The organism is Streptomyces sp. NPDC086777, assembly GCF_040702065.1.
Classification (GTDB): domain Bacteria; phylum Actinomycetota; class Actinomycetes; order Streptomycetales; family Streptomycetaceae; genus Streptomyces.
Genome location: NZ_JBFBJI010000013.1, coordinates 1 through 25,826 on the forward strand (window position 1 = coordinate 1; position 25,826 = coordinate 25,826).

Annotated in this window: 21 protein-coding genes; 12 read left to right on the top strand and 9 right to left on the bottom strand. The window is 71.8% G+C overall.

All coding sequences use genetic code 11. The features are described from left to right. Positions 1 to 134: 134 nt before the first annotated feature. On the top strand, positions 135 to 1,148 hold the full coding sequence (gene gap / locus AB0472_RS19420) for a type I glyceraldehyde-3-phosphate dehydrogenase (protein WP_366357691.1): 1,014 nt from the start codon (positions 135 to 137) through the stop codon (positions 1,146 to 1,148). 1,015 nt (positions 1,149 to 2,163) lie between these two features. Here gap and AB0472_RS19425 read toward each other — a convergent pair. From AB0472_RS19425 to ppdK, 5 genes are all read right to left on the bottom strand, one after another. Next, positions 2,164 to 2,586, bottom strand: a complete 423-nt coding sequence (locus AB0472_RS19425) for a hypothetical protein (RefSeq protein ID WP_366357692.1) — start codon at positions 2,584 to 2,586, stop codon at positions 2,164 to 2,166. A gap of 55 nt (positions 2,587 to 2,641) precedes the next feature. Next, positions 2,642 to 3,856, bottom strand: coding sequence for a globin domain-containing protein (locus AB0472_RS19430; protein ID WP_366357693.1), 1,215 nt, complete (start codon positions 3,854 to 3,856; stop codon positions 2,642 to 2,644). A gap of 268 nt (positions 3,857 to 4,124) precedes the next feature. Continuing rightward, positions 4,125 to 6,833 carry a bifunctional acetaldehyde-CoA/alcohol dehydrogenase gene (gene adhE / locus AB0472_RS19435; RefSeq protein ID WP_366357694.1) on the bottom strand — a complete coding sequence of 903 codons (2,709 nt, stop codon included), beginning with the start codon at positions 6,831 to 6,833 and terminating at the stop codon, positions 4,125 to 4,127. A gap of 133 nt (positions 6,834 to 6,966) precedes the next feature. Further along, positions 6,967 to 7,686: a CBS domain-containing protein gene (locus AB0472_RS19440; protein ID WP_366357695.1), complete on the bottom strand. Its 720-nt coding sequence runs from the start codon at positions 7,684 to 7,686 to the stop codon at positions 6,967 to 6,969. Positions 7,687 to 7,939: 253 nt separating this feature from the next. Continuing rightward, on the bottom strand, positions 7,940 to 10,624 hold the full coding sequence (ppdK, locus tag AB0472_RS19445; RefSeq protein ID WP_366357696.1) for a pyruvate, phosphate dikinase: 2,685 nt from the start codon (positions 10,622 to 10,624) through the stop codon (positions 7,940 to 7,942). 352 nt (positions 10,625 to 10,976) lie between these two features. Here ppdK and AB0472_RS19450 point away from each other — a divergent pair, with 352 nt between their 5' ends. The 4 genes from AB0472_RS19450 to AB0472_RS19465 all read left to right on the top strand — a co-directional run bounded on the left by AB0472_RS19450 (position 10,977) and on the right by AB0472_RS19465 (position 13,905). After that, on the top strand, positions 10,977 to 11,183 hold the full coding sequence (locus AB0472_RS19450; RefSeq protein WP_351500358.1) for a hypothetical protein: 207 nt from the start codon (positions 10,977 to 10,979) through the stop codon (positions 11,181 to 11,183). 227 nt (positions 11,184 to 11,410) lie between these two features. After that, positions 11,411 to 12,325, top strand: coding sequence for a universal stress protein (locus AB0472_RS19455; protein ID WP_366357697.1), 915 nt, complete (start codon positions 11,411 to 11,413; stop codon positions 12,323 to 12,325). Between the two features lie 129 nt (positions 12,326 to 12,454). Beyond that, positions 12,455 to 12,877, top strand: coding sequence for an Hsp20/alpha crystallin family protein (locus AB0472_RS19460; RefSeq protein WP_366357698.1), 423 nt, complete (start codon positions 12,455 to 12,457; stop codon positions 12,875 to 12,877). A gap of 374 nt (positions 12,878 to 13,251) precedes the next feature. Next, positions 13,252 to 13,905 (top strand): CBS domain-containing protein, encoded by a 654-nt coding sequence (locus tag AB0472_RS19465; RefSeq protein ID WP_366357894.1) that lies wholly within the window; start codon positions 13,252 to 13,254, stop codon positions 13,903 to 13,905. Between the two features lie 36 nt (positions 13,906 to 13,941). Here AB0472_RS19465 and AB0472_RS19470 read toward each other — a convergent pair whose 3' ends face one another. Next, entirely contained in the window at positions 13,942 to 14,631 is a 690-nt protein-coding gene (locus AB0472_RS19470; RefSeq protein ID WP_366357895.1) for a CBS domain-containing protein, read from the bottom strand. A 305-nt stretch (positions 14,632 to 14,936) separates the two neighbouring features. After that, entirely contained in the window at positions 14,937 to 15,839 is a 903-nt protein-coding gene (locus AB0472_RS19475) for a universal stress protein (RefSeq protein ID WP_366357699.1), read from the bottom strand. 214 nt (positions 15,840 to 16,053) lie between these two features. On the opposite strand from AB0472_RS19475, the gene AB0472_RS19480 reads away from it, so the two are divergent. Next, complete coding sequence (locus AB0472_RS19480; RefSeq protein WP_366357700.1) at positions 16,054 to 16,704, top strand: CBS domain-containing protein; 651 nt, start codon at positions 16,054 to 16,056, stop codon at positions 16,702 to 16,704. A gap of 70 nt (positions 16,705 to 16,774) precedes the next feature. On the opposite strand, the gene AB0472_RS19485 is transcribed toward AB0472_RS19480, so the two are convergent. Beyond that, a complete protein-coding gene (locus AB0472_RS19485; protein WP_366357701.1) occupies positions 16,775 to 18,346 on the bottom strand; it encodes an oleate hydratase in 1,572 nt (523 codons plus the stop codon). 298 nt (positions 18,347 to 18,644) lie between these two features. Between AB0472_RS19485 and AB0472_RS19490 the strand changes: the two genes are divergently transcribed. The 6 genes from AB0472_RS19490 (at position 18,645) to AB0472_RS19515 (ending at position 24,860) form a co-directional block, all read left to right on the top strand. Continuing rightward, entirely contained in the window at positions 18,645 to 21,338 is a 2,694-nt protein-coding gene (locus AB0472_RS19490; protein WP_366357702.1) for a GNAT family N-acetyltransferase, read from the top strand. A gap of 19 nt (positions 21,339 to 21,357) precedes the next feature. After that, positions 21,358 to 21,978, top strand: a complete 621-nt coding sequence (locus tag AB0472_RS19495) for a CBS domain-containing protein (RefSeq protein WP_366357703.1) — start codon at positions 21,358 to 21,360, stop codon at positions 21,976 to 21,978. Positions 21,979 to 21,994: 16 nt separating this feature from the next. After that, complete coding sequence (locus AB0472_RS19500; protein WP_366357704.1) at positions 21,995 to 22,489, top strand: flavodoxin domain-containing protein; 495 nt, start codon at positions 21,995 to 21,997, stop codon at positions 22,487 to 22,489. 175 nt (positions 22,490 to 22,664) lie between these two features. Further along, positions 22,665 to 22,838: a hypothetical protein gene (locus AB0472_RS19505; protein ID WP_366357705.1), complete on the top strand. Its 174-nt coding sequence runs from the start codon at positions 22,665 to 22,667 to the stop codon at positions 22,836 to 22,838. Between the two features lie 670 nt (positions 22,839 to 23,508). After that, positions 23,509 to 24,285: a CBS domain-containing protein gene (locus tag AB0472_RS19510; protein WP_366357896.1), complete on the top strand. Its 777-nt coding sequence runs from the start codon at positions 23,509 to 23,511 to the stop codon at positions 24,283 to 24,285. Further along, positions 24,258 to 24,860, top strand: coding sequence for a hypothetical protein (locus tag AB0472_RS19515; protein ID WP_366357706.1), 603 nt, complete (start codon positions 24,258 to 24,260; stop codon positions 24,858 to 24,860). The genes AB0472_RS19510 and AB0472_RS19515 overlap by 28 nt, the downstream gene beginning before the upstream one ends. A gap of 57 nt (positions 24,861 to 24,917) precedes the next feature. Here AB0472_RS19515 and AB0472_RS19520 read toward each other — a convergent pair whose 3' ends face one another. Further along, positions 24,918 to 25,583 (bottom strand): CBS domain-containing protein, encoded by a 666-nt coding sequence (locus AB0472_RS19520; protein WP_366357707.1) that lies wholly within the window; start codon positions 25,581 to 25,583, stop codon positions 24,918 to 24,920. Positions 25,584 to 25,826 lie beyond the last annotated feature (243 nt).

Sequence of the window (25,826 nt, forward strand, 5' to 3'; positions counted from 1 at the left end):
GGTACGCCAGCAGATGGCCGACGTCCGCACCCGTCACCAGGCCTGGATCCGGGAGCACGGCACCGACCTGCCCGAGGTCGCCGACTGGACCTGGAACGCCTGAGCACCACCAACCCCGTAAGGAGTTCACCGCCATGACCGTACGTGTCGGCATCAACGGCTTCGGCCGCATCGGCCGTACCTACCTGCGCGCAGCCCTGGACCGTGCCGAGGCGGGCACGCAGGACGTCGAGGTGGTCGCGATCAACGACGTCACCTCCCCCGCCACCCTCGCCCATCTGCTGGAGTACGACTCGACGTTCGGGCACATCGGACGCGACGTCCTGCACGACGACAGCTCCATCACGGTGGACGGCCGGCGCATCGCCGTCAGCGCGGAGCGGGACCCGGCCGCCCTGTACTGGTCGGACTACGGAGCCGGGATCATCGTCGAGTCCACCGGCCGCTTCCGCGACCGGGACTCCGCAGCCCTGCACCTGAAGGCGGGCGCCCACACCGTGCTGCTGTCGGCGCCGGGGAAGGACGTCGACGCCACCATCGTGATGGGCGTCAACGACGCCTCCTACGACCGGCATCAGCACCGGATCGTCTCCGCCGCGTCCTGCACCACCAACTGTGTCGCCCCGATGGTGAAGGTCCTCGACGACGCCTTCGGTATCGAGCGCGGCGTGATGACCACGATCCACGGCTACACCAACGACCAGTCCCTGCTCGACGGCCCGCACAAGGACCTGCGGCGGGCTCGCTCGGCGGCCCTGAGCATCATCCCGACCAGCACGGGTGCCGCCCGCGCGGTGGGGCTGGTGGTGCCGGAGCTGGCCGGGGCGCTGGACGGGATCGCGGTGCGGGTACCGGTGGAGGACGGTTCGCTCACCGACCTGGCGGTGGTGCTCGGCCGGGAGGCGAGCGTGGACGAGATCAACGCCGTGTTCGAAGCGGCCGCCGAGGGACCGCTCAACGGCATCCTGCGGGTGTCCAAGGCCCCGATCGTCTCCCGGGACGTCATCGGCGACCCCTCCTCCTGCGTCTTCGACCCGGCCCTCACCCAGGCCAACGGCACCCTGGCCAAGGTCTTCGGCTGGTACGACAACGAGTGGGGCTACACCAACCGGCTCCTGGACCTCACGGCCCTGGTGGCGGACGACTGACCCGCGCGGCGGGGGAGGGGCCGGTCGGCTCAGGCGTGGGAGCCGACCGGCCCCGGTCCGCCCCGCCGCGACGGCTCCGCCGAGGACGTCGCCGGCGCAACGCGCAAGGACGGCCTGACCGTCGAGTCGCTGCCGGCCTCGTGACCGGGGCCCGAGCGGCTCCCGGGCGCCGGTGCCGTGGCGCACAGGTAGCAGGAGGACCGGGGGACGGTGCTCCATCGACACTGAACGGCCCTGGCACACGCCGTGTGCCAGGGCCGTTCGGCATGGGGTGCCAGGCGGGTCAGCTCGATGCCGCCTCGGCACCCAGGAACCCCGACTCGACCGCGGCCTCCGTGGCGCCCGTCGGCGCGAGGCGAGCCGGCCCTGGCTGTCCTGCCAGACCGTGACCTCGGCGCCGGCCTTGAGCCCCGTGCTCACAGGCGTCCGGTCCGTACGGGTCGAACCGTCGGGTGACGGAACAGGCCCGCAGCACCCCATGGACGGGCGGGCGGCGCGAGCTGTGGGTGCGCATCGATCCGTCCGCCGTCACGGGACGCCGGGGACCGGTCGTCCCCGGCCGCAGGCTTCCGCGCGTTCAGGACTGACGAGTGCAGGAGTGGTTCAAGCGGAACTCGGCCTCGAACATCCCTCCCGCCGCGCATGGTGCAACCGGCGTCCGGCGTGCGGTCCACGTCCAGGCTGCCGCAGAGGGGCCGTTGTCCCACGAAGAGGCGGGTGTCGGATCCCTTGAGGCCTCCGTCGCGGACCAGCAATGCGGCCGCGCCCGGCGCCGGGATACCGATGCCCACCAACTGGGCCTTCGCCCTCACACAACTCCGCGTCAGCGCCGACAGATAGGGAACCGCATGTCCCGGGCCTTGCCGCGGTCCGGGGACGGGTCTGTGGGTCGTCGGTCATGCGGTGGGGCCGTTCGGTCCTGGTAGCGGGCCGCGTCGGTGTCCGCGCCGGGCGCCGGCCCGGAGGCGGCCCGGTCGGCGCGTCGTCGCCGACCGGGTCTGTGCGCACCGCGGATTCAGGCCGTCCGGGAGCCCTCCCCCGCGCCGCCGGGGTCGGCTTCGCGGCGGGACCGCCGGGTTCCGCCGCGCCACGGCGGGGTCGCCTTCCGGTCGCCGTCGTCCCAGGAGTGGGCGGCCTTGTCGATCTGGCCGCGCAGCCGGTCCTGGAGCCGGTCGACGGCCTCGGTGCCCGTGGCCTCCTCGGCCTGGGCGGTCACCTGGCGACCGCCGACGTGCAGGTCGGCCGTGGCCAGCCACGGGTGGTCGGCGTGGCGGGCGCCCGCCCGCACGATGCGCACGACTCCCGTGACGGCCGGCAGTCCCGGCCTGCTCACGACGGCATCGATCTTCGTACGGGCGTAGGCCAGAGTCGCTTCGTCCACGGGGCCGTCGGAACGCAGCCGCACGGTGGGCGTCGCCTGGGCGTGGTCGCTGGTCATGGGTGTTCCTCCGTCGGACATCGGAATGCTGGGGGACTCGAACGCTCGGCGTGATTCAGGCCGCGGTGCCGGGGAGCCACAGGTCGGGGCCGAAGACCTCGTAGTGGATGCGCCGTGCGGGCACCCCCGCGGCGAGCAGCTGTCCGCGCAGCGCGCGCATGAAGGGGAGCGGACCGCACAGGAACACCGTTGATCCGTCAGGGAGGTGGATGCCGTCCAGGTTCATCAGACCGGTGCGGGCGCCGGGTTCCTCCGCTCCGGGGCGTTCGTACCAGAAGACGGCGCGGGCACCCGGAAGCCGTCCGACGAGGTCGTGTGCCTCGGCGCGCAGTGCGTGGTCGCCGGGGGAACGGTCGGCGTGCAGGACCAGCACCGGACGGGTCGAGGCGAGGGCGGCCAGGTGGGCCAGGATGCCGGTCATGGGCGTGCAGCCGATGCCTGCCGAGACCAGCACGAGCGGGCTCGTGGCGTCGGCCGGGCCGTCGAGGAAGATGTCCCCGAACGGCGCGGACAGCGTCAGCTCGTCCCCCTCGCGGACGCGGTCGTGGAGCAGGGCGGAGACCTCGCCGTCCGGGCCGGCGGCCTCGCCTGCCGGCCGCTTCACGGTGATCCGCCGCAGATCTCCGCCCGGGTCCGAGGGCAGGCTGTACTGGCGCAGTTGGCGGACCCCGTCGGCCATGCGCAGACGGACGCTCACGTACTGGCCCGCGCGGGCCCGCGGCGCCGGTCCGCCGTCCGCCGGGCGGAGCAGGAAGGACACCACGTCGGGGGTCTCGGTGCGACGCTCGACGACCGTCCAGGGACGCCAGATCTCGCCCGGCCGGACGCCCGCGTCCTGGTGGAGGCGGGCCTCCTGGGCGATCAGGGCGCCGGCCATCAGCCAGTAGACCTCGTCCCAGGCGGCCGCCACCTCCGGCGTGACCGCCTCGCCGAGAACCTCGGCCATCGCACCGAACAGGTACTTGTGCACGATCGTGTACTGGTCGTCCGTGACGCCGACCGCGGCGTGCTTGTGGGCGATCCGGGCCAGGACCGTGTCCGGGCGGGCGTCCGGGTCGTCGAGCAGCGCGGTCGCGAAGGCGGCGATCGATCCGGCCAGGGCCTGGCGCTGTGCGCCGCTGGCCTGGTTGCCGCGGTTGAACAGGCCGTCGAGCAGTTCCGGACGGTCGTGGAACATCGTGGCGTAGAAGCGGGTGGTGATCTCGTCGAGTGCTCCGGCCACGACGGGGAGGATGGCCCGGACGAGGGCGGCGGATTCTGCGGACAGCATGGAAGACCTCCCGCAAAGGGCGACTTGAAAGGGAAGAGGGAGCCGCATCGATGTGGGCGGCGATCTCTGTGCAGCAGGCGCCTGACCCTGTTTCGGCGTCGTACGAGGGCGGTGGTCGAAGAGGGGCCGAAGGGCCCGTCACCCGGGGAGGACCGGCCCCGCCGGGCTCTTCCCACCAGGGCGGGACGGCTCTGCGGTATCGGCCCGTCGGCCCCTGTCACGACGGCGCCCTGAACGGACGCCGGCGCGACGGCGGCGCCGATGCGCGCTACGGCCGTGCCGCCTGCTCATGGGCGGGACGGTCCTGCGTACGGCCGTAGTAGGCGAGGCGCATGAGCTCCTGCATGTCGTCGAGCATGGGCATCCGCGGGTTGGCGGGCGCGCACTGGTCCTCGTAGGCGTTGAGGGCCTGCTGGGGCAGGGCGTCGAGGAACGCGCGCTCGTCGACGCCGAGCGCCTGGAACGTCGGCTCGATGCCCACCGCGTCGCGGAGCCGCTCCACCGCCGAGGCCAGCGACTCGACGCCCTCGGCGGGCGTGGTGGCGGGCAGGCCGAGGGTGCGGGCGATGTCCTGGAAGCGTTCCGGAGCACGGTAGTTCTCGTACTTGGGCCAGCCGGTGAGCTTCGTGGGGACGGTGCCGTTGTGGCGGATGACGTGCGGCAGCAGAACGGCGTTGGTGCGGCCGTGCGCGATGTGGAAGGTGGCGCCGAGGGTGTGGGACATCGCGTGGACGATGCCGAGGAAGGCGTTGCCGAAGGCCATGCCCGCGATGGTGCCGGCGTTGTGCATCTTCTCCCGGGCCCTGGGCTGTGCCGCGCGGTCGTTCACCGCGGCCTCGATGTTGTCGAAGACCAGCCGGATCGCGTGCAGGGCCGGGCCGTCGGTGAAGTCGTTGGCGTAGACCGACACATACGCCTCGATGGCGTGGGTGAGGGCGTCGAAGCCGCTGTCGGCGGCCAGCGCCCGGGGCAGCCCGGTCGTGAGCAGCGGGTCGACGATGGCCACGCTGGGGGTGAGCGCGTAGTCGGCCAGCGGGTACTTCTTGCCGGTGGCGGGATCCGAGATGACGGCGAACGGGGTCACCTCGGCACCGGTGCCGGAGGTGGTGGGGATGCACACCAGGCGGGCCAGCCCGCCCAGTGTCGGGAAGCGGAAGGCGCGCTTGCGGATGTCGGAGAACTTGTGCCGCATGTCGGCGAAGTCGATGTCCCTGCCCTTGGCCTGCTGCTCGTACAGCAGCCACATCACCTTGGCCGCGTCCATGGGGGAGCCGCCGCCCAGCGCGATGATGGTGTCGGGGCGGAAATCGCCCATCAGCCGGGCGCCGCGCCGCACGGAGTCGATGCTGGGCTCGGGTTCGACGTTGTCGATGACCTGGATGGTGACCGGCTCCCGGCGCCGTCGCAGCACGCGCTCGACCCGGTCGACGAGGCCGAGGCGGGTCATCGTCGCGTCGGTGACGACGGTGACGCGGTGGACGTCCGGCATGGAGGTCAGGTAGCGGATGGACTGCGGCTCGAAGTAGATCTTCGGCGGGACCTTGAACCACTGGAGGTTGTTGTGGCGCACCGAGACGCGCTTGACGTTCAGGAGCTGGGCCGCGGAGACGTTGTTGGAGACCGAGGTGCTGCCCCAGGAGCCGCATCCCAGTGTCAGTGACGGGAGCAGGCTGTTGTAGATCCCGCCGATCGCGCCCTGCGACGAGGGTGAGTTGACGATGATCCGTACGGTCTTCATGCGTCGGCCGTACGCCTCGGCCAGGGCGCTGTCCTCGGTGTGGATGACGGCGCTGTGGCCCTGCCCGTGAAAGTCGACCATGTCGGCGGCGAGGTCGAAGCCCCGCTGCTCGGAGTCGGCGCGCAGGACTGCGAGGACCGGGCAGAGTTTCTCCCGGGTGAGCGGTTCCTGCGGGCCGACCTCAGCGGCCTCGACCAGGATGAGGGACGTGTCGGCCGGTACGGTGAACCCGGCCTGCTCGGCGATCCACGCCGGGCTCTGGCCGACGGCCGCGGAGTTGACCTTGGGCTCGCAGCCGGCCACCGTGGCCTTGTCGGCCGACCGGGAGGCCGGGAACAGGAACGCCTCCAGCTTCGCCTTCTCCTCGGCGGTCGCCACGTGGGCGTGCAGCGTACGGAATTCGGCCAGGGCGGCGTCGTAGATCTCCTCGTCCAGGATGACGGCCTGTTCGGAGGCGCAGATCATGCCGTTGTCGAACGACTTGGACAGCACCAGGTCGTTGACGGCCCGGCGCAGCTCGGCGCTCTTGTGCACGTACGCGGGGACGTTGCCGGCGCCCACGCCCAGGGCGGGCTTCCCGGCCGAGTAGGCGGCCTTGACCATGGCGTTGCCGCCGGTGGCGAGGATGAGCGAGACACCCGGGTGCCGCATCAGGGCGCCGGTCGCCTCGACGGAGGGGGTTTCGATCCACTGCACGCAGTGCTCGGGCGCACCCGCCGCGACCGCCGCGTCGCGCACGACACGGGCCGCCTGTGCGCTGCAGCGCTGGGCGGAGGGGTGGAAGGCGAACACGACGGGGTTGCGGGTCTTCAGCGCCATCAGCGCCTTGAAGATCGTGGTGGAGGTCGGGTTGGTGACCGGGGTGACCGCGCACACGACGCCGACGGGCTCGGCGACCTCGATCATGTCGTCGATGTCGTCGCGGGCGATGACCCCGACCGTCCTCATCGGGCCCATGCTGTGCGTGACGTGTTCACAGGCGAACATGTTCTTGGCGGCCTTGTCCTCGAAGACTCCGCGTCCGGTCTCGTCCACGGCGAGTCGCGCGAGCGCGGTGTGCTGGTCGAGGGCGGCGACCGAGGCCTTCCTCACGATGTGGTCGACCTGTTCCTGGTCGAGCTCCTCGTAGTCTGCGAGCGCCTTGAGTCCGTTCGCCACAAGCCGGTCCACCGCGATGGCGCTGTCGGACGGCGCCTCGGCGGGTTCGGTGGTCGCGCTGCGGTCGTCGTGGCGGGTCATGGTGGGCGAGCCTCCGTCGTCGAGAGACCGCCGCCGCGGTGGCGGCGGCGCGGGGTGAGAGCACGGGGTGAGAGCACGGGGTGGGAGCGGCACTGCGGGGGATCGGTACCGCTCCCACCAGCAGCGTCTCTCTTCAGCGGGGCCCGCCCCCAGGTCCCGCCGGTCCCTTCGGAGGGCTGACCGGTCCCGAATCGATGCGGACGTTCAGCCCGTTGACAACGCCGACCACTCCGTCCACCCGATACGTCAGCCGGATCGCGAGCGGGATGTCGTCCCGTTGGCTGACGGCCCCGGCCAGCGTGACCATGCCGTCCCGGACCGACACGGTCATCCTGTCGGCCTGCAGGCCCAGGGCACGGGTCACCACCTCGTCGGACACCTCCTGGCGGATCTCGTCGTCGGTGCGCAGGAAGACACGCAGCAGATCCCGGCGGGTGGCGATGCCGATCAGCCGGTCCTCCTCGTCGACGACCGGGAGGCGTTCGACGCCGTGACGTTCCATCACGCGCGCGGCGTCCGCGATCCGCTGTTCCGGATGCACGGTGACCGCGGGCGTCGTCATCAGTTCCTGTGCGGTGCCGGCCCCGGCGCGGGTGACCGCGGCCGCCCGACGGGCCCCGCGCCTCAGCGGAGGGATGCGGAGCCTTCCCGTCCGGCCGGATGCGGACCTGGTTGCCTGGTGCCGGATCAGGTCCGTCTCGGAGACCACGCCCACGACCTTGTCGTCGCCGTCCACGACGGGCAGTCCGCTGATCCGATGCCGGTCCAGCAACCGCACCAGATCCTTGAACGACGTGTCCCGGTGCGCCTCGACGACGTCGCCTGTCATCACCTCACCGACGATGCGGGCCATGGCACCCACTTCCTTCCTCATCCGGTGTCCAGGTCGGGTCGTCCACCGGATCTGCGTGCGGGGCGGGCCGTCGCCGGCCGGATCCGATACCTGGTTCAAGGCTCCCTCCCGCGCCTCGTGCCGAGCAGGGCCGAGGGTCCTGTGCGGAGGGTCCGACCCGCCCACGGCTCGGTGGGCGGGTCTCCGGGACCCGGGAGCAGAAGGTCCCGCTGCCGTCGGTGCGGGGCCGTTCCGCCACCGAGCCCGGCCCTTGTCACCTGCTGTCGCTCGTCCCCGTCCCGGGGAGCGCGGCCCGTCCTGCCTCCAGGCGGGCGACCGGGACGCGGAACGGTGAGCAGGAGACGTAGTCGAGGCCCGCCGCATGGAAGAAGTGGACCGAGTCCGGATCCCCGCCGTGTTCACCGCAGACGCCGATCTTCAGGTCAGGTCGCTGCGCGCGCCCCTCGTCGACGGCGATCCGCACCAGCCGACCCACGCCCGTGACGTCCAGCGTCTCGAACGGTGAGGCGGCGAAGATGCCCTTGTCGAGGTAGGCGGAGAAGAACGCGGCCTCGACGTCGTCGCGGGAGAAGCCCCAGGTGGTCTGGGTGAGGTCGTTGGTCCCGAAGGAGAAGAACTCCGCTTCCTCGGCGATCCGGCCGGCCGTGAGCGCGGCCCGGGGCAGCTCGATCATGGTGCCGACCGGGCAGTGCAGCGGGACGCCGGACTCCTCGGCGACCCCGGCAAGGACGCGTTCCACCTCTTCGCGTTCGATCCGCAGCTCCTCGACCGCGCCGACGAGCGGCACCATGATCTCTGCCTCGGGAGAGCCCCCTGCCCTCGTGCGCGCCACGACCGCCTCGGCGATCGCCCGCACCTGCATGGCGACCAGCCCCGGCACGACCAGGCCCAGGCGGACACCGCGCAGGCCGAGCATCGGGTTCTCCTCGTGCATGCGGTTGACGGCGTCGAGCAGCTCGGTGTCGTGCGGCTCGGGCACCGCGCCCCGCGCCTCGGCGGTGGCGATGCGCACGGCGAGGTCGGTCCGGTCGGGCAGGAACTCGTGCAGGGGCGGGTCGATGAGCCGGATGGTGACCGGCAGACCGTCCATCGCCTCCAGGATGCCGATGAAGTCCTGGCGCTGGAGCGGCAGCAGCGCGCCCAGAGCCGCCTCGCGCTCGGTCTCGTCGCGGGCCAGGATCATCGCCTCGACCAGCTTGCGGCGCTCGCCGAGGAACATGTGCTCGGTGCGGCACAACCCGACGCCCTGCGCGCCGAACCGCCGGGCCCGGGCGGCGTCCTCGGGCGTGTCGGCGTTCGCCCGCACCTCAAGACGGCGCACCCGGTCGGCCCGCTCCATGGCCAGGGCCACGGCGTCGACCAGTCCCGCCGACCGCTCACCGGTCTCGAAGTACCGCATCACCTCGGAGTCGACCAGCGGCGCGGCACCCAGGTACACGGCGCCCCCGGAGCCGTCGACGGAGACGACGGTGCCCTCCTCGACGACGGTGTCTCCCACGGTGAAGCGCCGCGCCGCTGTGTCCACGGAGAGCTCCTCGGCGCCGCACACGCACACCCTGCCCATGCCGCGGGCGACCACGGCGGCGTGGCTGGTCTTGCCGCCCCGGCTGGTCAGCACCGCCTGTGCGGCGATCATGCCGGGGAGGTCGTCGGGGGTGGTCTCCTGGCGTACGAGGACGACCTTCTCGCCCGCGGCGGCGCGGCGGACGGCTTCGGCCGAGTCGAACACGGCGGCGCCCACGGCCGCACCCGGCGAGGCCGGCAGACCGTGCGCCAGCGCCTCGCCGACGGCCGCGGTGTCGAACCGGGGGAACATCAGCCGGGCGAGGCCGTCCCCGCTCACGCGGGACAGACCCTCATCGGCGGTGATCAGGCCCTCGTCGACCAGCTCGGCGCCGATGGCGAACGCGGCTTCGGCGGTGCGCTTGCCCACCCGGGTCTGCAGCATCCACAGCCGGCCGCGCTCGATGGTGAACTCGATGTCGCACAGGTCGCGGTAGTGGGTCTCCAACGTCCGGAGGTGGCGGAGCAGTTGGGTGTACGAGGCCGGGTCCAGTTCCTCCAGACCGGCCAGCGGGACGGTGTTGCGGATGCCGGCGACGACGTCCTCGCCCTGCGCGTTCGCCAGATAGTCCCCGTAGAGGCCGGGCAGTCCCGTGGCCGGGTCGCGGGTGAAGGCGACGCCGCTGCCGGAGTCGGGGCCGAGGTTGCCGAAGACCATGGTCTGCACGTTGACCGCGGTGCCCAGGTCGTCGGCGATGTGCTCGCGGCGGCGGTAGACGCGGGCGCGTTCGCCCTGCCAGGACTCGAAGACGGCGAGGACGGCCCGGCGCAGCTGCTCGTCCGGGGACTGCGGGAAGTCCTCTCCGGTCTCCTTACGGATGATGTCCTTGTACGTCCCGACGAGCCCCGCCAGGTCCGCCGCGTCCAGGCCCAGGTCGTTCGCCGCGCCACGGTCCCGTTTGAGGTCGGCCATGGCGCGCTCGAAGAGAGCGCCGTCGACCCCCATGACGGTGCTACCGAACATCTGTACGAGGCGACGGTAGGAGTCCCAGGCGAAGCGTTCGTTCCCGGACACCTTCGCCAGGCCGAGGACGGACTCGTCGTCGAGTCCGATGTCGAGGATCGTCTCCATCATGCCGGGCATCGAGAACCGCGCCCCGGAGCGGACGGACAGCAGCAGCGGGTCGTCGGACCGGCCCAGCCGCCGTCCGGCCGCCCGCTCCAGGGTCGTCAGGTGCTCGGTGATCTCGCCCGCCAGGCCGTCCGGCTCGGCGCCGGTGGCGAGAAACGCCCGGCAGGCCTCGGTGGTGACGGTGAAACCCGGCGGGACGGGCAGCCCCAGCCGGGTCATCTCGGCCAGGTTGGCTCCCTTGCCGCCGAGCAGGTCGGCCTTGTCACGGCCGCCCTCTGTGAAGTCGTACACGTAACGGATCATGACGCCGGTCTCCTCCGTCGGTCTGAGGGCGGGGTACAGCTCCAGCGTCGGGCCGCCGGGATCGCGGGGGCAGGTGCTGTCGGTCCCCGCCATTGGGCCGACCGGCCCAGGTCGGAGCTGGAGAACTCGGCATGGTTCGTCACCGTGTCCTACTGCCGACGGTCACTGTGGTCGCCGTGGTTGTCGTGACAGTGGGAGGCCCTCCCGGTACCGACGGCCCCAGGGTCCGTGCGGCCCCGCGCGCAAGGGCCCCGTCGGACCTCCGCCCGACCCCCTCGGCTCATGCGCGCCGGCCTGAGCCGGAGTTGGCTGGAAGCAGGGAGAACGACACAGATCAGGGAGGGCGAGGACATTGGGTACCAGTCTCACACCGGAGTTCTGGGAGAGGTTCGCGGTGTTGCTCGTGCTGGCGTTGGGACTCACGTGCGTCCTCGCCGCGTTCTTCGACGACCTCGTTGTCCGGCTGCAGAGCCGTCGGGCGCACCGGAGGCCTCCGGCCCACCAGCCGATCCGGCACCGGGCGGTCCGGGAGGACCACCGCACGGCGGTGCACTCCTGACGCGCGCGGCAGACAAGGTTCCGAGTGGGCCGGGGACGTGGTCCCCGGCCCACTGCGGTCGATGCACCGACGACACGGCGACCATGCTGGGCGGTCACCTCGCGGTGATGCCGCACGTCTCCCTCGGCCCAGAGGGCCGATCGGGCCCCTGGGAGGGACCTCGGGCCCCTCCTGTCACGTGCGCGTGCCTCGGAGACTGAGCGTGCATCCCCCAAGGAGGTCCGCACATGTCCGCCATCACCGTCGGTCTCGACGGCTCGCCCGAAAGCCTCGCCGCCGCAGACTGGGCCGCTCGCGAAGCGGCACGACGCGATGTCCCCCTGTGCCTCGTACATGCCGATGAACCACCGCGCCCCATGTACGTCCCGTACGCGGGATTTCCGGCACTGGACGTGCTCGACGTGCAGCGCGCATGGGCCGCCGACCTGTTGCGCGAGGCTGAGACCCGGCTCGTCGAGCGCCACCCCGGGCTCCGGATCACGAGCCGGCAGGTCCAGGAGCAGGCCGTCCCCGCCCTGTTGACAGCCGCCGAGGACGGGGAACTGCTGGTCCTCGGGTCCCGGGGCCTCGGCACCGTGCCCGGATTCATCGTCGGCTCGGTCGCTCTCGCCCTCGTGGCGCGCGCCGAGCGGCCCGTCGTCCTCGTACGGGCCGGTGAGCGCGTCGAGGACGAGCATCTGCCGGACGCCGCGGGCGCCGGGTCGATCACCACCCCCTGCCGCGACATCGTCCTGGGCCTGGACGTCGAGAATCCGAACGACGCCGTCATCGAGTTCGCGTTCGAGACCGCCCGTCGTCGAGTGGCCCGTCTGCGGGTGGTCCACGGCTGGACGCAGGCGGCCTCCTACGGCTATGGCGCCGCCCTGGACGCGGGGCTGAACCTCGAACTGGCGGAGGAGATACGGCAGGGGCTGGGCGATGTCCTGCGGCCCTGGCAGGACAAGTTCCCTGGCGTGGAGGTCAGCGCACAGGCCGTGGTCGGCGGCGCCGGCCGCCACCTCGTACACGCGTCTCGGGACGCCGCGCTGGTCGTCGTGGGACGAAAACGGCGCCAGGCCCCGGTCGGCGGCCGCATCGGCCCCGTGACCCATGGGGTGCTGCAACACGCCGCCGCGCCGGTCGCGGTGGTGCCGCACGACTGACCGGGGCCGACGCCGTAACGGCGGCGGAGGCGAGGGCCGTCCGGGTCCAGCAGGGGCCCGGACGGCCCACGCATCGCTTGCCGACATCGCGGGACGCTGGAAGCGACCAGGAAGGAGAGGAGGCAGAGCATGAACGGCGTGATGGAGCGCCTGCCCGGTTTCCCGGCACTGCCCGAGCTGTTCGGCCGGGTCGAGGGAGGGATCCCCGGGACACATTCGCCTGCGGGACTCCACGGCATCCGCGTCGAGGAACACCTGAAGGACGGGATCTACGTCCTCCGCGCCGAACTCCCCGGCATCGACCCCCACAAGGACGTCGAGATCACGGTGGAGGAGAACGTGCTGACCCTGCGCGCCGAACGCAGCGAGGGGAAGACGGAGAAGCACCGCACCGAGTTCCGTTACGGCACCTTCGCCCGTTCGGTCCGCCTGCCCTCCGGTGCGAAGGGCGACGAGGCGACCGCGCAGTCCAAGGACGGTGTGCTGACCATCATGGTCCCGGTCCCTGAGGAGAAGGCGGGAACCAGGACCATCCCGGTGCGGCGCGGCTGAGACAGGGCACGCCGTAGTCGCACCAGGTGTGCGCGACCGGTCGCTCGCCGGCCGCGCACACCGTCGAAACGGGGTGCTGCCGCTCCCGTAGGACCACGTGCGTCGGGCGGGAGCATGGATTTGCTTGCCCTGTCCGGCAGGGGTCCTTGCCGGAGGGGATGGCCTGTGGCGCCGGAGCCCGGGCGCGCGCACGCTGGTTTCATCAGCACAGGAAGGGCAGCCGGTGGGATGACTCCGGCCATGGACGCGGCTCGTGACCGGTGCACCGCGGACGGCTCGTGCCTCTCGCCCGTGAGGTCTCCTTCGCGGCTGCCCGGCCGTCGTCGAGACACGCGGAGGCTGACATGACCACCCGGCATCCTGAGGCGAGGACCATGCACGGCAGCCCGCACCGGGTCGGTGACGTGATGACACGCGCCGTCGTGGCCGTGGGTCGAGAGACCCTGTTCAAGGACGTCGTCGAGCGCATGGAGCAGTTCAAGGTCAGCGCTCTGCCCGTACTGGAGGGCGACGGGCGGGTGATCGGGGTGGTCTCCGAGGCCGACCTGCTGCCCAAGGAGGAATTCCGGGACAGTGATCCGGACCGGTTCACCCAGCTGCGCCGGCTGCCCGACCTGGCCAAGGCCGGGGCGGTACGCGCCGAGGAGCTGATGAGCACACCGGCGGTCACCGTCCACAGCGACGCCGCGCTGGCCGAGGCGGCACGGATCATGGCTCTGCGGCACGTCAAGCGGCTCCCCGTGGTGAATGCCGAGGGCGCACTCGAAGGCGTGGTCAGCCGTGGCGACCTGCTGAAGGTCTTTCTGCGCCCGGACAACGATCTCGCCGACGAGATCCGCCGCGACGTCGTCGACGTCCTCTTCCCGGCCCCGATCGAGCCCGTGCATGTGGTGGTCACCGAGGGCGTCGTGACCCTGACCGGACGTGTCGGGGATGCCGCCCGGATTCCGCTGGCCGCACGTCTGGTCCGGGGCGTCGAAGGCGTGATCGGCGTCAACTGCCGGCTCACCGCCCCCGACGCCGCGTGAACCCCGATCCGGCGAGGGACTCGCAGGGAGCCGAGGTCAGGCGGGGGCCGCCCGCTGTGGGTTGGGCACGTCCGGACGGCGGTGCGGGCCCGACAGTTCGCAGCACACGTCCACCACGCCGGGCACGGCTCGCGCGAGGAGGACGGCGAGCGGGATCAGAGCGGTTTCCCGGACCTGTCCGGTAACGATCACGGCGCCGTCGCGCACCTTGACCCGCACCCCGTCGGAGTGTGTGCCGAAGAGCCGTACGACGACTTCGCGCCTGACTTCCTCGGCGATGTCCGCGTCGTCCCGCAGGAAGACCTTCAGCAGGTCCGACCGGCTGACGACGCCCTTCAGGGTTCCGTCGCGGCCGACGACCGGCAGCCGCTTGACCCTGGTGCGGGCCATGACGCGCGCCGCGTGGGCGAGAGTGCGGTGCGGTCCCACGGTCACGGCGGGCGTGGTCATGAGCTCGCCGGCGGTCACCGCTTCCGCCTTGCGGACCTCGGTGGGATCCCGTACCTGTCCGTAGTGGCCCGGGTCGCCTTCGCTGTACTCCTCCTTGGGGAGCAGATCCGCTTCGGAGACCACGCCCACGACACGTCCGCCGTCGTCCAGGACGGGGAGGGCGCTGATCCGCCACTCGCGCATCGTTTTCACGATGTCTTTGAAGGCCGCCCCGGTGCGCAAGGCGACGACCCGGTGGGTCATCACGTCGTCGACGACGACGGGGGTGCCGTTCATGGCGTCCTCCAGGAGCTGGGTGCCGTTCCGCGACATCTTCAGGCTGCGCCGCGAGCTGTCCCCGGGCATGGGCCGAGCGGCCCGTATCGGAGACCGTTCGGCCCGGACGGTTGGCCGACGCAGCCCGACCGGCCCAGGCCAGGCCCGCGAGGGCCGACACCTGTGGGACGGCCGTCAGCGCGACCTGTGCACTGCCGGCAACGGCCGCAGCCGTCATCTCGACACCGGCGGCATTGGGGAGGCTCACGGCTCACCGAAGGCGTACCACCGGTTCGCCCGTGGCGTGCCCTCCGCTGCGTGGCAGGTCAGCCGTGTGCGACAACCGCGACGGGGATCGCGATGTGGTGCAGAGCGGCATGGGTGACATGGCCGATGTGCGTACCGAACGATCCGGTACGAATACGTCGGCCGACCACCACCAGCGACGCGTCACGGGCGTCGTCGACGACGACCTGCGACGCGCTGCCGCACTGGCTCGCCTCGATCACCGCGACGTCCGGGAACTTCTGCCGCCAGGGACGTAGAGACTTGCTCAGGAGAGCGGCCTGTCCGCGCTCAAGTGAGTCGTGGAGTTCAGCCGTGCCGTGGCGAACGCGGGAGGCCGGCGGCTCGGGCCAGGCATGGACGACCCGCAGGGTGGCCTTCCGGCGTGCGGCCGCGTCGAAGGCGAACTCCAACAGGGTGTCGTCCGCGTGACCGATGTCGAGGCCGAGTACCACCGGCCGGAACGGCGCCTCGGCGGACGGCACGGCGGCCGGGGCCGTCCGGTGTTCGTCGGCGGCCTGCTCTGCCGCGCGAACCAGCACCACCGGGCGTTCGGCGCGCGCCACGACGGCCAGACTCACCGAGCCGACCACGAACCCGCCCAACCCACCGAGTCCCTGGGAGCCGAGCACCAGTAGCTCGGCGAAGCCCGCCGCCTCGTTCAGGACGTCGGCCACGGTCCCCGTCGGTTGCTCGGTGATCACCGTGATGCCCGGGTGACGAAGCCGGATGCCCTCTGCGGTCTCGTGCGCCAGTCGCTCGACCCACTGCTCATAGGCCTCGGGGTCGAACAACAGGGGTTGGGCGACAAACCGGGGTGCCGGCTCCCGGACACACACGATCTTCAGCGGCAGTGCCCGAAGCAGCGCCTCCCGCGCCGCCCACTCGGCTGCGGCCCGGCTCTCCGGCGACCCGTCGAGACCTACGGTGACGGTAGCGGACATGGTCTCCACCTCCCGAGGCAGGGCTGGGACAACCAGCGTGACGCCGAGACGGTGGCCGGGGTCAAGGGCCACAAGACCCCAGTGCGGCGCGAGCGGCCCATGCGGCACGGAAGCCGAACGGCCGGTGGGCCGGCCAGGCAGCCCTTGGCTCGTTCTGTCCCACCGGCGCACCCTGGAAAGAGCCGATACGTCCCCCGAGTCCGACGGAGTCACCATGTCCGGCACCCCACACCACGTCAGCGATGTCATGACCCGCACGGTCGCTGCCGTCGGCCGCCGCGCCCCCTTCAAAGAGATCGTGCGACTCATGCGGGACCGGCAGGTCAGCGCCCTGCCGGTGATCGAGGGTGCGGGCCGGGTGGTCGGCGTGGTGTCCGAGGCCGACCTGCTGGCCAACGAGGAACTCCGGGACGACCCCGACGCGGCCTACCTCCAGCTGCGTCAGCCGGTCGACGTGGCGAAGGCGGACGCCCTCACGGCGGGAGACCTCATGTCGCTCCCTGCCGTCACGGTCAGGCCCGACGACACCCTCTCCGAGGCCGCGGGCACCATGGCACGAGAAGGAGTCAAGAGGCTGCCCGTGGTGGACGAAGCCGGTCTGCTCACGGGGATCGTCAGCCGCGGCGATCTGCTCAAGGTCTTCCTGCGGGACGACGCGGAGATCGCCGACGAGGTGCGGCGCGAAATCGGGTCGTACCTTGCCCCGGCGTCGGCCGTCCGGGTGGAGGTGAGCGACGGTGTGGTTACGCTCGCGGGCCGCATCCATGACACGGCCCTGGTCCCCGTGGCAGCGCGTCTGGTCAGGACCGTCGAAGGGGTGGTGGACGTGGAGTTCGACATCCCGCGCGAGGGCACGGCACCGTAGTGGTGGCAATTCCGTCGGCATCCATGTCCAAGGACAAGGGCTGGCCCCATGTTCCCCTTCACTGCACGGGCTACCGGTGGTGCATGGTCTCCAGGGCCGCGGCCAGGACATGCGGATCGTGGTGGCCCTTGTGGACCGCCGGCGGCCGCGTGTCGAGGTGCAGCAGCCGGGACACGGCCGTCCAGGCCGTTCGTACCGAGTACTCGACGGTGAAGACGACGTCGTCGGGCACCTCTGCGAACTGCCCGATGAAAGCGAGGTTCACCGACCCCTCCGGGACCACCTGCGGCCGGTCGTCGCGGCGGCGGGCCAGGAACTGGCTGGTGATGTAGGGCATCACACAGGGGATGACGACGGAGGTCTCCAGGACGCGGGCGCTGGTGCGGTCGTCGAAGTGCAGGTGGTGCAGGACCTCTTCGAGGATCTCCCGGCCCGAGCACATGGTCATCGGCTTGGGCGTGCTGTTCCCGGCCCGGCCGGGGAAGAGTCCGTAGCCCCACCAGACCGAGACGCCCTCGGGCTGGTCGCGGTAGACGGGCTGGCGGTTGGCGACGATGGTGAGCAGCCAGTTGGATTCGGTGAAGGTCATCAGGCCGCCCCGGCCGGTCTCCCGGCCGCTGAACGCGGCGAGCGCGTCGAGGAAGGCGGGGTCCTTGGCGGTGACGGTGAACGACTCCCAGCGGGACTCCTTCACGTGCTTGTCGAAGACATCGGGGTTCCCGAGGTTCTGGTGTCCCCGGGCCAGCCGGTGCCAGAGCAGCCAGGCGTCCGAGCGGGAGGCGGGCGGAGGCGGGGGTGAGGTGTGGGTGCCCCGGCTGGAGGCGTCGGTCATGGAGCCGTTGGTGACCAGGACCAGGTCCTCGGGGGCCACGGCGATCCTGTCCTCGCGGCCCGCCCGGATCATCCTGAGGGCCTCCACGGTGACGTTGCCGATTCCGGGGGCGAAGTCGAGATCGGTGACCTTGCACCCGGGGTGGATGGTCACGCCCTGTCCGCGCAGCCAGTCGGCCAGGGGCCGCACGATGGAGTCGTACTGGTTGTAGCGGGTGCGGTGGATGCCGGACATGGAGGCGAACTCGGGGAAGAGGTGGACGAAGCGCCGCAGGTAGCGGCGGAACTCGATCGCGCTGTGCCAGGGCTGGAAGGCGAACGTGGTGCACCACATGAACCAGAAGTTCGTGGTGAAGAAGTGCTCGCCGAAGCAGTCGGTGATCCGTTTGTCGTCCAGGTGCCCTTCGGGGGCCGCCAGGCACCGGACCAGGTCCAGCCGGTCGCGCTCGGAGAACCCCATCGAGCGGGTGTCGACGATCTTTCCGTTCCCGTCGACCAGCCGGGCGATGTCGTCCCAGGCGAACTCCTCGTGCCCGGCCAGGATCTCCTCGGTCACCGACACCGAGGGGTCGTCCAACGAGGGGATGCCGGACAGCAGGTCGTACGTGCACCGGAACTCGGCCTCGAACATCCGGCCGCCGCGCATGGTGTAGCCGGCCTCCGCCGTGCCGCCCGCGTCCAGGCTGCCCCCGATGCCCAGCTGCTCCTCGAAGAGATGGATGTCCGCACCGTCGAACCCGCCGTCGCGGATGAGGAAAGCAGCCGCGGCCAGCGACGCGATCCCGCTGCCCACCAGATATGCCTTCGCCATGACACCACTCCTCGTCGCTTGCGTCCGTCGATGGGAACCAGCACCTCCCACGCTTCCCCGGCGGGGGCGACGCCGTCATGGGGCCGTTGGTCACCGGCCGGGTCCGGGCGGCCCTCCGGCGCGGTTGTCGATCCAGCGGTTGGTCGAGCGTCTCCGACCAGAGCGAGGACGACGACGCGCGGACGCGGCGTGGGTCCCGGTCAGGGCCGGTCGGCCCCCACCTCGCCCCGGACAGCCCATGGGACCCGGCCCCGCCACGCCTGATGCTCGCAGTGCCAACCGGTTTTGGAGGAGAGCGATGACGGACGACCTGCTTGTGCGACCCCCGGCCCACGCGCTGCTCGCGGACGGAACCACCGTGTGCATCCGGCCCGTGACGTCCGGCGATCACGGGCGGCTGGGGGACTTCTACGACGCGATGTCCCCGGAGAACCTCCGGATGAGGTTCTTCGGGGCGAGCCGGCGCTCCGCCGTCATGGCGGCCGACCGCGCCTGCGCCCCGGCCCGCCCGGGTTACCGGGCTCTGCTGGCCGAGGCACAGGGCCGGGTGCTGGGCCTGGCTGAGTACGAGACGGTCGGGGAGCAGCACACCGCGGAGATCTCCGTCGCGGTTGCCGACGGGGTGCACCACCGGGGGGTGGGGACCCTGCTCGTCGAGCACCTGGTCTCCGCCGCCCGCGCGGACGGCATCACCGTCTTCGAGGCCGACGCGCTGAGCGAGAACCGCGAGATACTGCGGCTCTTCGCCGACCTCGGCCTGCGGACCGCCCGTCACTTCGAGGGCCCCGAGATGCGCTGCACCATCCAACTGGACGAGGACGACTCCTACCTCTCGGCCGTGGAGGAGCGGGGCCGGGCGGCCGATGTGGCCAGCCTCCGGCCGCTGTTGTGCCCGGAGTCGGTGGCTGTTGTCGGCGCCGGCCGCAAGGCGGGCTCGGTGGGCCGGGCGATCCTGCATCATCTGCACTCCGGCGGCTACACCCGGCGCCTGTTCGCCGTGAACCCCGCCGCGGACTTGATCCTCGGTGTGCCGTCGTACCCCTCGGTGGCGGCCCTGCCCGTCACCCCGGACCTGGTCGTCGTCGCCGTACCCGCCGCCGCCGTCCCGGAGGCCGCCGAGAAGTGCGGCAGGGCGGGCGTACGCGCCCTCCTCGTCGTCACCGCGGGCCTTGACGCCGCGCAGGCACAGGCGCTGCTGGCCGCATGCCGTACCCACGGCATGCGGCTGGTCGGCCCCAACTGCCTCGGTATCTCCCACACGGACCCGGCGCTCCGCCTGGACGCCACCTTCGCCGCCGACCACCCCCGCCCAGGCACCGCGGGCGTCGCCGTGCAGTCCGGGGGCGTGGGCATCGCCCTGCTCGACGGGCTGTCCAGGCTCGGTATCGGCATCTCCTCGTTCGTCTCGCTCGGCGACAAGTTCGACGTCAGCGGCAACGACATGCTCCAGTGGTGGGAGAGCGACGGCCGTACCGAACTGGCCCTGCTGCACCTGGAGTCGTTCGGGAACCCACGGGCCTTCTCCCGTACCGCCCGGCGGGTGAGCCGCCGTATGCCGGTGCTCACCGTGGACGCCGGACGCACCGACGCGGGCCGGCGGGCGGCTGCCTCGCACACCGCGGCGGCCGCCACCCGGACCATGACCCGCGGTGCGCTGTTCACCCAGGCAGGCATCACCGCGACCCGCTCGGTCGGCGAACTCCTCGAAGCGGCGGCGTTGTTGCACTCCCAGCCGCTGCCGACAGGCGGTCGCGTCGTGATCGTGACCAATGCCGGCGGTGCCGGAGTACTCGCCGCCGATGCCTGCGCCGAGGCCGGGCTGAGCCTGCCGACGCCGGCCCCGCAGCTGATCGACGACCTGCTCGCCGTACTCCCCGAGGGCGCCGCCGTCGGGAACCCCGTCGACGCCACCGCCGCCGTGAGCGAGGCACAGCTCACGGACTGCGTCGACCGGCTCATGCGGTACGACGGCGTCGACGCGATCGTCGTCGCCCTGGTCCCGACCGCCGTCGCCACCGCCACCGGAGACGACCTGGTACGTGCCCTCACCTCGGCGCCCGGCCGGCGTGCGAAGCCGGTCCTCGCTGTCCGCCTGGAACAGGATCTGCCGGTCAGGCTGTTGCCCTCCGCCGACGACGGCACCGTCCCCGCCTACGCCGAACCGCAGGCGGCGGCAAGGGCGTTGGCCCACGCGGCCGATCGTGCGGCCTGGCTGGCCCGGCCTGCCGGAACCGTGCCGGAACTCGACGGCATCGACACCGACCGGGCCCACGCCATCGCCGACACCTACCTTGCCGCACACCCGGACGGCGGCTGGCTCGACCCGCGCGCCTGCGCCGACCTGCTCGCCTGCTATGGCATCCCGCAGATCCCGTGGGCCTGGGCCGAGACCGAGGAGGAGGCCGTTCACGCCGCCGAGTGGCTGCGCGGCGCCGACGGCCGGGTCGTCCTCAAGGCCCACTGGCCGGGACTCGTCCACAAGAGCGAGGAGCACGCGGTCCGTCTCGACCTGCGCGGCGAGGCTCAAGTGCGGGAGGCGTACCGGGACTTGGCGACCCGCTTCAGCGGCCCGATGACCGGCGTGGTCGTCCAGCCGCTCGCCGAGCGCGGCACCGAGCTCTTCGCCGGCGTGGTCCAGGACGAGGTCTTCGGCCCGCTGGTGCTGTTCGGGCTCGGCGGCACGGCCACCGAGGTGCTCGCCGACCACGCGGCCCGGCTCGCCCCGCTCACCGACCACGACGTGCACGACCTGATCACGTCCCCGCGCTGCGCGCCCCTGCTCCTCGGCACGCGCGGCAACGGGCCTGTCGACCTCGAAGCCCTGGAACAACTGCTGCTGCGGCTGTCCCGGATGGCCGCGGACCTGCCGCAGCTCGCCGAGGCCGACTTCAACCCGGTCCTCGCCGCGCCGGGCGGCACCACCGTGCTCGACGCCCGGGTACGACTGCTGCCGCGCCGCCCCCAGGACCCCTACCTGCGCCGACTCCGCTGAACCCGGGGAGGGAACCGATATGAGGCACAACAAGGTCGGCTCCGTGATGACCACGGACGTCGTCCATGCCGGGTACGGCACAGTGCACCAGACCGCCACCCCCGGACCCTATGGGGTGAAGCGTCGGGCACCACTCGGGCAACTGACGCGCAGCGCCAGGAAGCAGGCGGCCAAGGCGCAGGCCCACACGGCCGGCGAACTGATGTCGGACCCGCCGGTCACCGTGCACGCCGACGACACGATCGTCGAGGCCGCCCGGACCATGGCCGCACACCGGGTGGAGCGGCTCCCCGTCCTCGACGAGGAGGACCGGCTGGTCGGCATCGTCACCCGGAGCGACCTGCTCCAGGTGTTCCTGCGCCCCGACGACGAGATCCGCGACGAAGTGATCAAGGAGGTCCTGATCCGCGCCCTGTGGCTGCCGCCCCGCAGCGTCGACGTGGCCGTGGCGGAGGGCCTGGTCACGCTCACCGGCCACATGGAACACCGGACCGAGACAGAGATCGCCGTCTCCATGACCCGCCGGATCGACGGCGTGGTCGACGTCGTCGACAAGCTCACCTACCGCCTGGACGACTCCCGAATCCGCGAGGAGCAGGCACTGCACGGCGCGGCCGACGACTGGCTGCGCGGACTGTGAGAGGAGGATCATCCCCATGACTGGCACCGTGTTGGTCACCTATGGCACCAGGAACGGATCCACGGCGCACATCGCCGAGTCGATTGCCGACACCTTGCGTGAGAAAGGGCTGACCGTCGAGACGATGCGGGCCGTGTCCGTGCCCTTCGTGGACCGGTACGACGCGGTTGTGGTCGGCGGCGGGCTGTACGCCGGCCGCTGGCACAAGGACGCCCGGACGTTCGTCCGCCGGCACCGCAAGGATCTCGCCGAGCGGCCCGTGTGGTTCTTCAGCAGCGGTCCGCTCGACGCCTCCGCCTCCGAGCGGGACATCCCGCCCGTGCGCGCGGTGCGCCGCGCGATGCAGGACCTCCACGCCCGAGGCCACGCCACCTTCGGCGGCTGCCTCGAAGAGGACGCGGACGGCTGGCTGGCCCGGAGGATCCTGCACTCCGGAAAGGGCGGCGACTTCCGGGACTTCGAGGCCGTCGAGGCGTGGGCGGCCGGGATCGCCGGGGAGCTGGAACACTGACGGTGCTCGACAGGTCGGGCGCACGACAGCAGCAGCGGGCCTCTCCAGGACGTCCCGGAGAGGCCCGCTCACTTTCGACAGGTGACGCGAGGTGGGTTCGCAGGACCGCTGCCCATTGCCCAGAATGGTGCTGTACCCGACTCCGGATGTCTGGCGGGCTCCCGACGGGCACGACGTGGCAGTCGCTCGCCCCGTGGAGAGCGGGCGGGCCGAGGTGAAGATCATGGTCCGAACCGTCACCGTAGGACTCGACGGATCGCCCGAGAGCCGGGCCGCCGCCGTCGGCCATGTCGCCCATGCGGCTCTGCACCAAGTCGCCGCGCCCGTCGCTGTCGTCGCCCACCGCTGACCTCGTGTCGGCCGTGGTCTGGCGGGGGGCCTGGGTTTCGCCGGCGTACGCCTCGGGTGACCCCGTCGGACGCGATGCGGACGAGCGCGCCGAGCGGGGAGCGGCCGGGAAAGGGTGCGGTGCCGTACAGCCGGCTCACGCCGTGGACGGTCACCGGCGCCCTGCCGAGCTTCCGCAACGGGCGTGCCGTTCACGCGTTTCGCCATGGGGCAGCCGGTCTTGTGACCCCGGCGCGGTCCGACGGACGTCCACGCGCGGCCCCACATGTCCGGCCGCCGCTGCTCCAGTCGCCAGCGGGCGATCGCCACCGCCCCCGCGACCGCTCCGGCCAGCGCGGTGCCGGCCGCCGTCCCCAGGACACCGGCCTCGACCGCAGCCGCCGTGGGGCTGGGCGGCCGGCTGGTCAGCCGGCCCTGGCGGTCCTCCCAGACCGTGACCGTGGAGCCGGCCCGGGTGCGCGACCGGTCCTACAGCCGGTCCGCGAGTCCACGTGCCGTTGCGCACTCCCTGCGCGCGAGCACGATGGCGCCGAGGTCAGCTGCCCGTGTACAAGCTGACGGGTTCGGGGAAGACCGGGGCCCGGAACAGGACCGTTCGGCCCAAGCCCCGCGCGGACGGGTGGCGGAGTCTGAGGGTGTCGGACCCCGACAGCCGAGCCCTGGAGGTCGCCATGACCGGCACTCCGCACGTCGTGAGCGACGTGATGACCCACACCGTCCTCGCTCTGCACCACGGCGCGGCCTTCAAGGAGATCGTGACGGCCCTGCAGCAGTGGCAGGTGAGCGCGGCGCCTGTCCTGGACGACGACGGACGTGTGGTCGGCGTCGTCTCCGAAGCGGACCTGCTGCGCAAGGAGGAGACCTGCGACGGCGCTCCCGTCCGGTACGACGACAGCCTGCCGGACTCCCGCTCGGCCAAGGCAGGATCGGTCACCGTCGAGGAGCTGATGACCGTCCCGGCCGTCACCGTGCACCCCGAGGCCACGCTGCCCGAGGCGGCGCGGTCGATGGCGCGGCACGGAGTCAAACGGCTTCCGGTGGTCGACGCGAACGGCCTGCTGAAGGGCGTCGTCAGCCGCTCCGACCTGCTGAAGGTGTTCCTGCGGGAGGACGAGGACATCGCCGAGGAGATCCGGCACACGATCGTGCCGCACCTTTTCGCCGACTCGGCCGGACCGATACGTGTGGCGGTCAACGGCGGCGTCGTGACCCTCACCGGCCGCGTCACGGACACCACGCTGATCCCGGTGGCCGTCGGGTGGGTACGGAGCGTCGACGGGGTGATCGCTGTGGACTGCGCACTCACCGGCCCGCGTCACCGCCCCGACCTCGACCCCGATCTCCCCGGCGACGAGCGTGTCTCCCGGCCCGAGGGCGCAGGCGCCCGCATGTCCCGGATCCGGGAAGGAGGCGACGGACCATGGCACGGACCAGCCGAGCACACGTGACCACAAGACCGCTCTGGCGCTGGCGGCACAATCCGCTGCGCCGGCACAGCGACGTCGTCGAAGCCTGGATCGTGCTCGCCGTCTGGACGGTTACCCTCCTCGGCGGACTGCTCGCCGGATGGGCCGCGGGTCAGGCCGTGGACCAGACGTTCGCCGCACGGCGCGCGGCCGCTCATACGGTGTCCGCCGAACTGACCGAGAACGCGGCCGAGGGCTCACCGGTCGTCGCCGGCTACGACGTGGGGAAGGTGTGGGTCACGGTGCGCTGGACGGCCGCCGACGGCTCCACGCGCACCGGTCTTGCGAAGGCCGACCCCACCTCCACCACCGGCAGCCGGCTTCAGGTGTGGGTGAACCACGGTGAGCGGCTCGTCGGCCCGCCGCCGAGCCAGGCGGAGGCGACCTTCGAGACCGTCATGACCGCTGCCCTCGTGGCTCCGCTCGTCAGCACGGGCGTCTGGGGTGCCGGCTGGGTGATCCGTCGGCAGTTGATGCGACACCGCCTCGACGAGTGGGACGCGGAGTGGCGGCAGATCGGTCCCCAGTGGCGGAACTTCAGCGGGGGCAAGGGATGACCTCGGATACCGGACAGGAGAACCTGCGATACCGGGGTCCTGTCACGTAGGGCTCCGTTATCGCAGGTCACTCCGTGCGGACATCGGCACGAGGAGACAGTGGACGTCCACCACGCCTTCGACGGCACGGGCCAGCCGCTCGGCGACCGGGGCCAGGCCGGGACCGTCGATCCACCCGGTGAGGGTGACGACGCCTTCGGCGACCTCGACCTGAATGTGGTCGGCGGAGAGGGGGAAGAGGCGGTCGACGACCTCGTGACGGACCTCCTCGGCGAGTTCCCTGTCGTCGCGGAGGAAGACCTTCAGCAGGTCGGAACGGCTGACGATCCCTTCGAGCAGGCCCTCGTCGTCGATCACGGGGAGTCGCTTGACCCTGCGGTGCGCCATGATGCGCGCCGCCTGGGCGAGGGTGGCACCGGGATGCACGGTCAGGGCGGGCGAGCTCATCAGCTCCTGGGCGGTCGCCGCGCCGGCCTTCGCCAGATCGTCCGGATGCCGCAGCTGTGTGAACCGGTCCGGGTCGCTGTCCCGGAACTCCTCCTTGCGCAGCAGATCGGCCTCGGACACGACACCGATCACCCGGCCGTCATCCTCCACGACGGGCACGGCACTGACCTTCCGCTGCTCCATCAGGGTCACGACGTCCTTGAACGGGGCATCGCGGCCTACGGCGGCCACGGCGTGCGTCATGACCTCGCTCACGGTGTGCGGCTTGCCGTGCATGGTCTCCTCCTCGGATGGACGGGCGGGCCCGAGGGGTCCCTCTTCTCAGGGTGAGCGCCGCAATGTCCGAACGCCACAGGCCGCTCGGACCCCGGAACGGGACGTTCGGACCGGATTCGAGCCCCCTGTACGGAGGGCCGCCCGGTCCATGCGTCCGGAGCTCCGTCGGAGCTCAGGGACCACTTCTCCGCTCTGCCGGCGCCGGCGCCGGCGATGTCGACGATCCTCGCCGCATTGGTCACC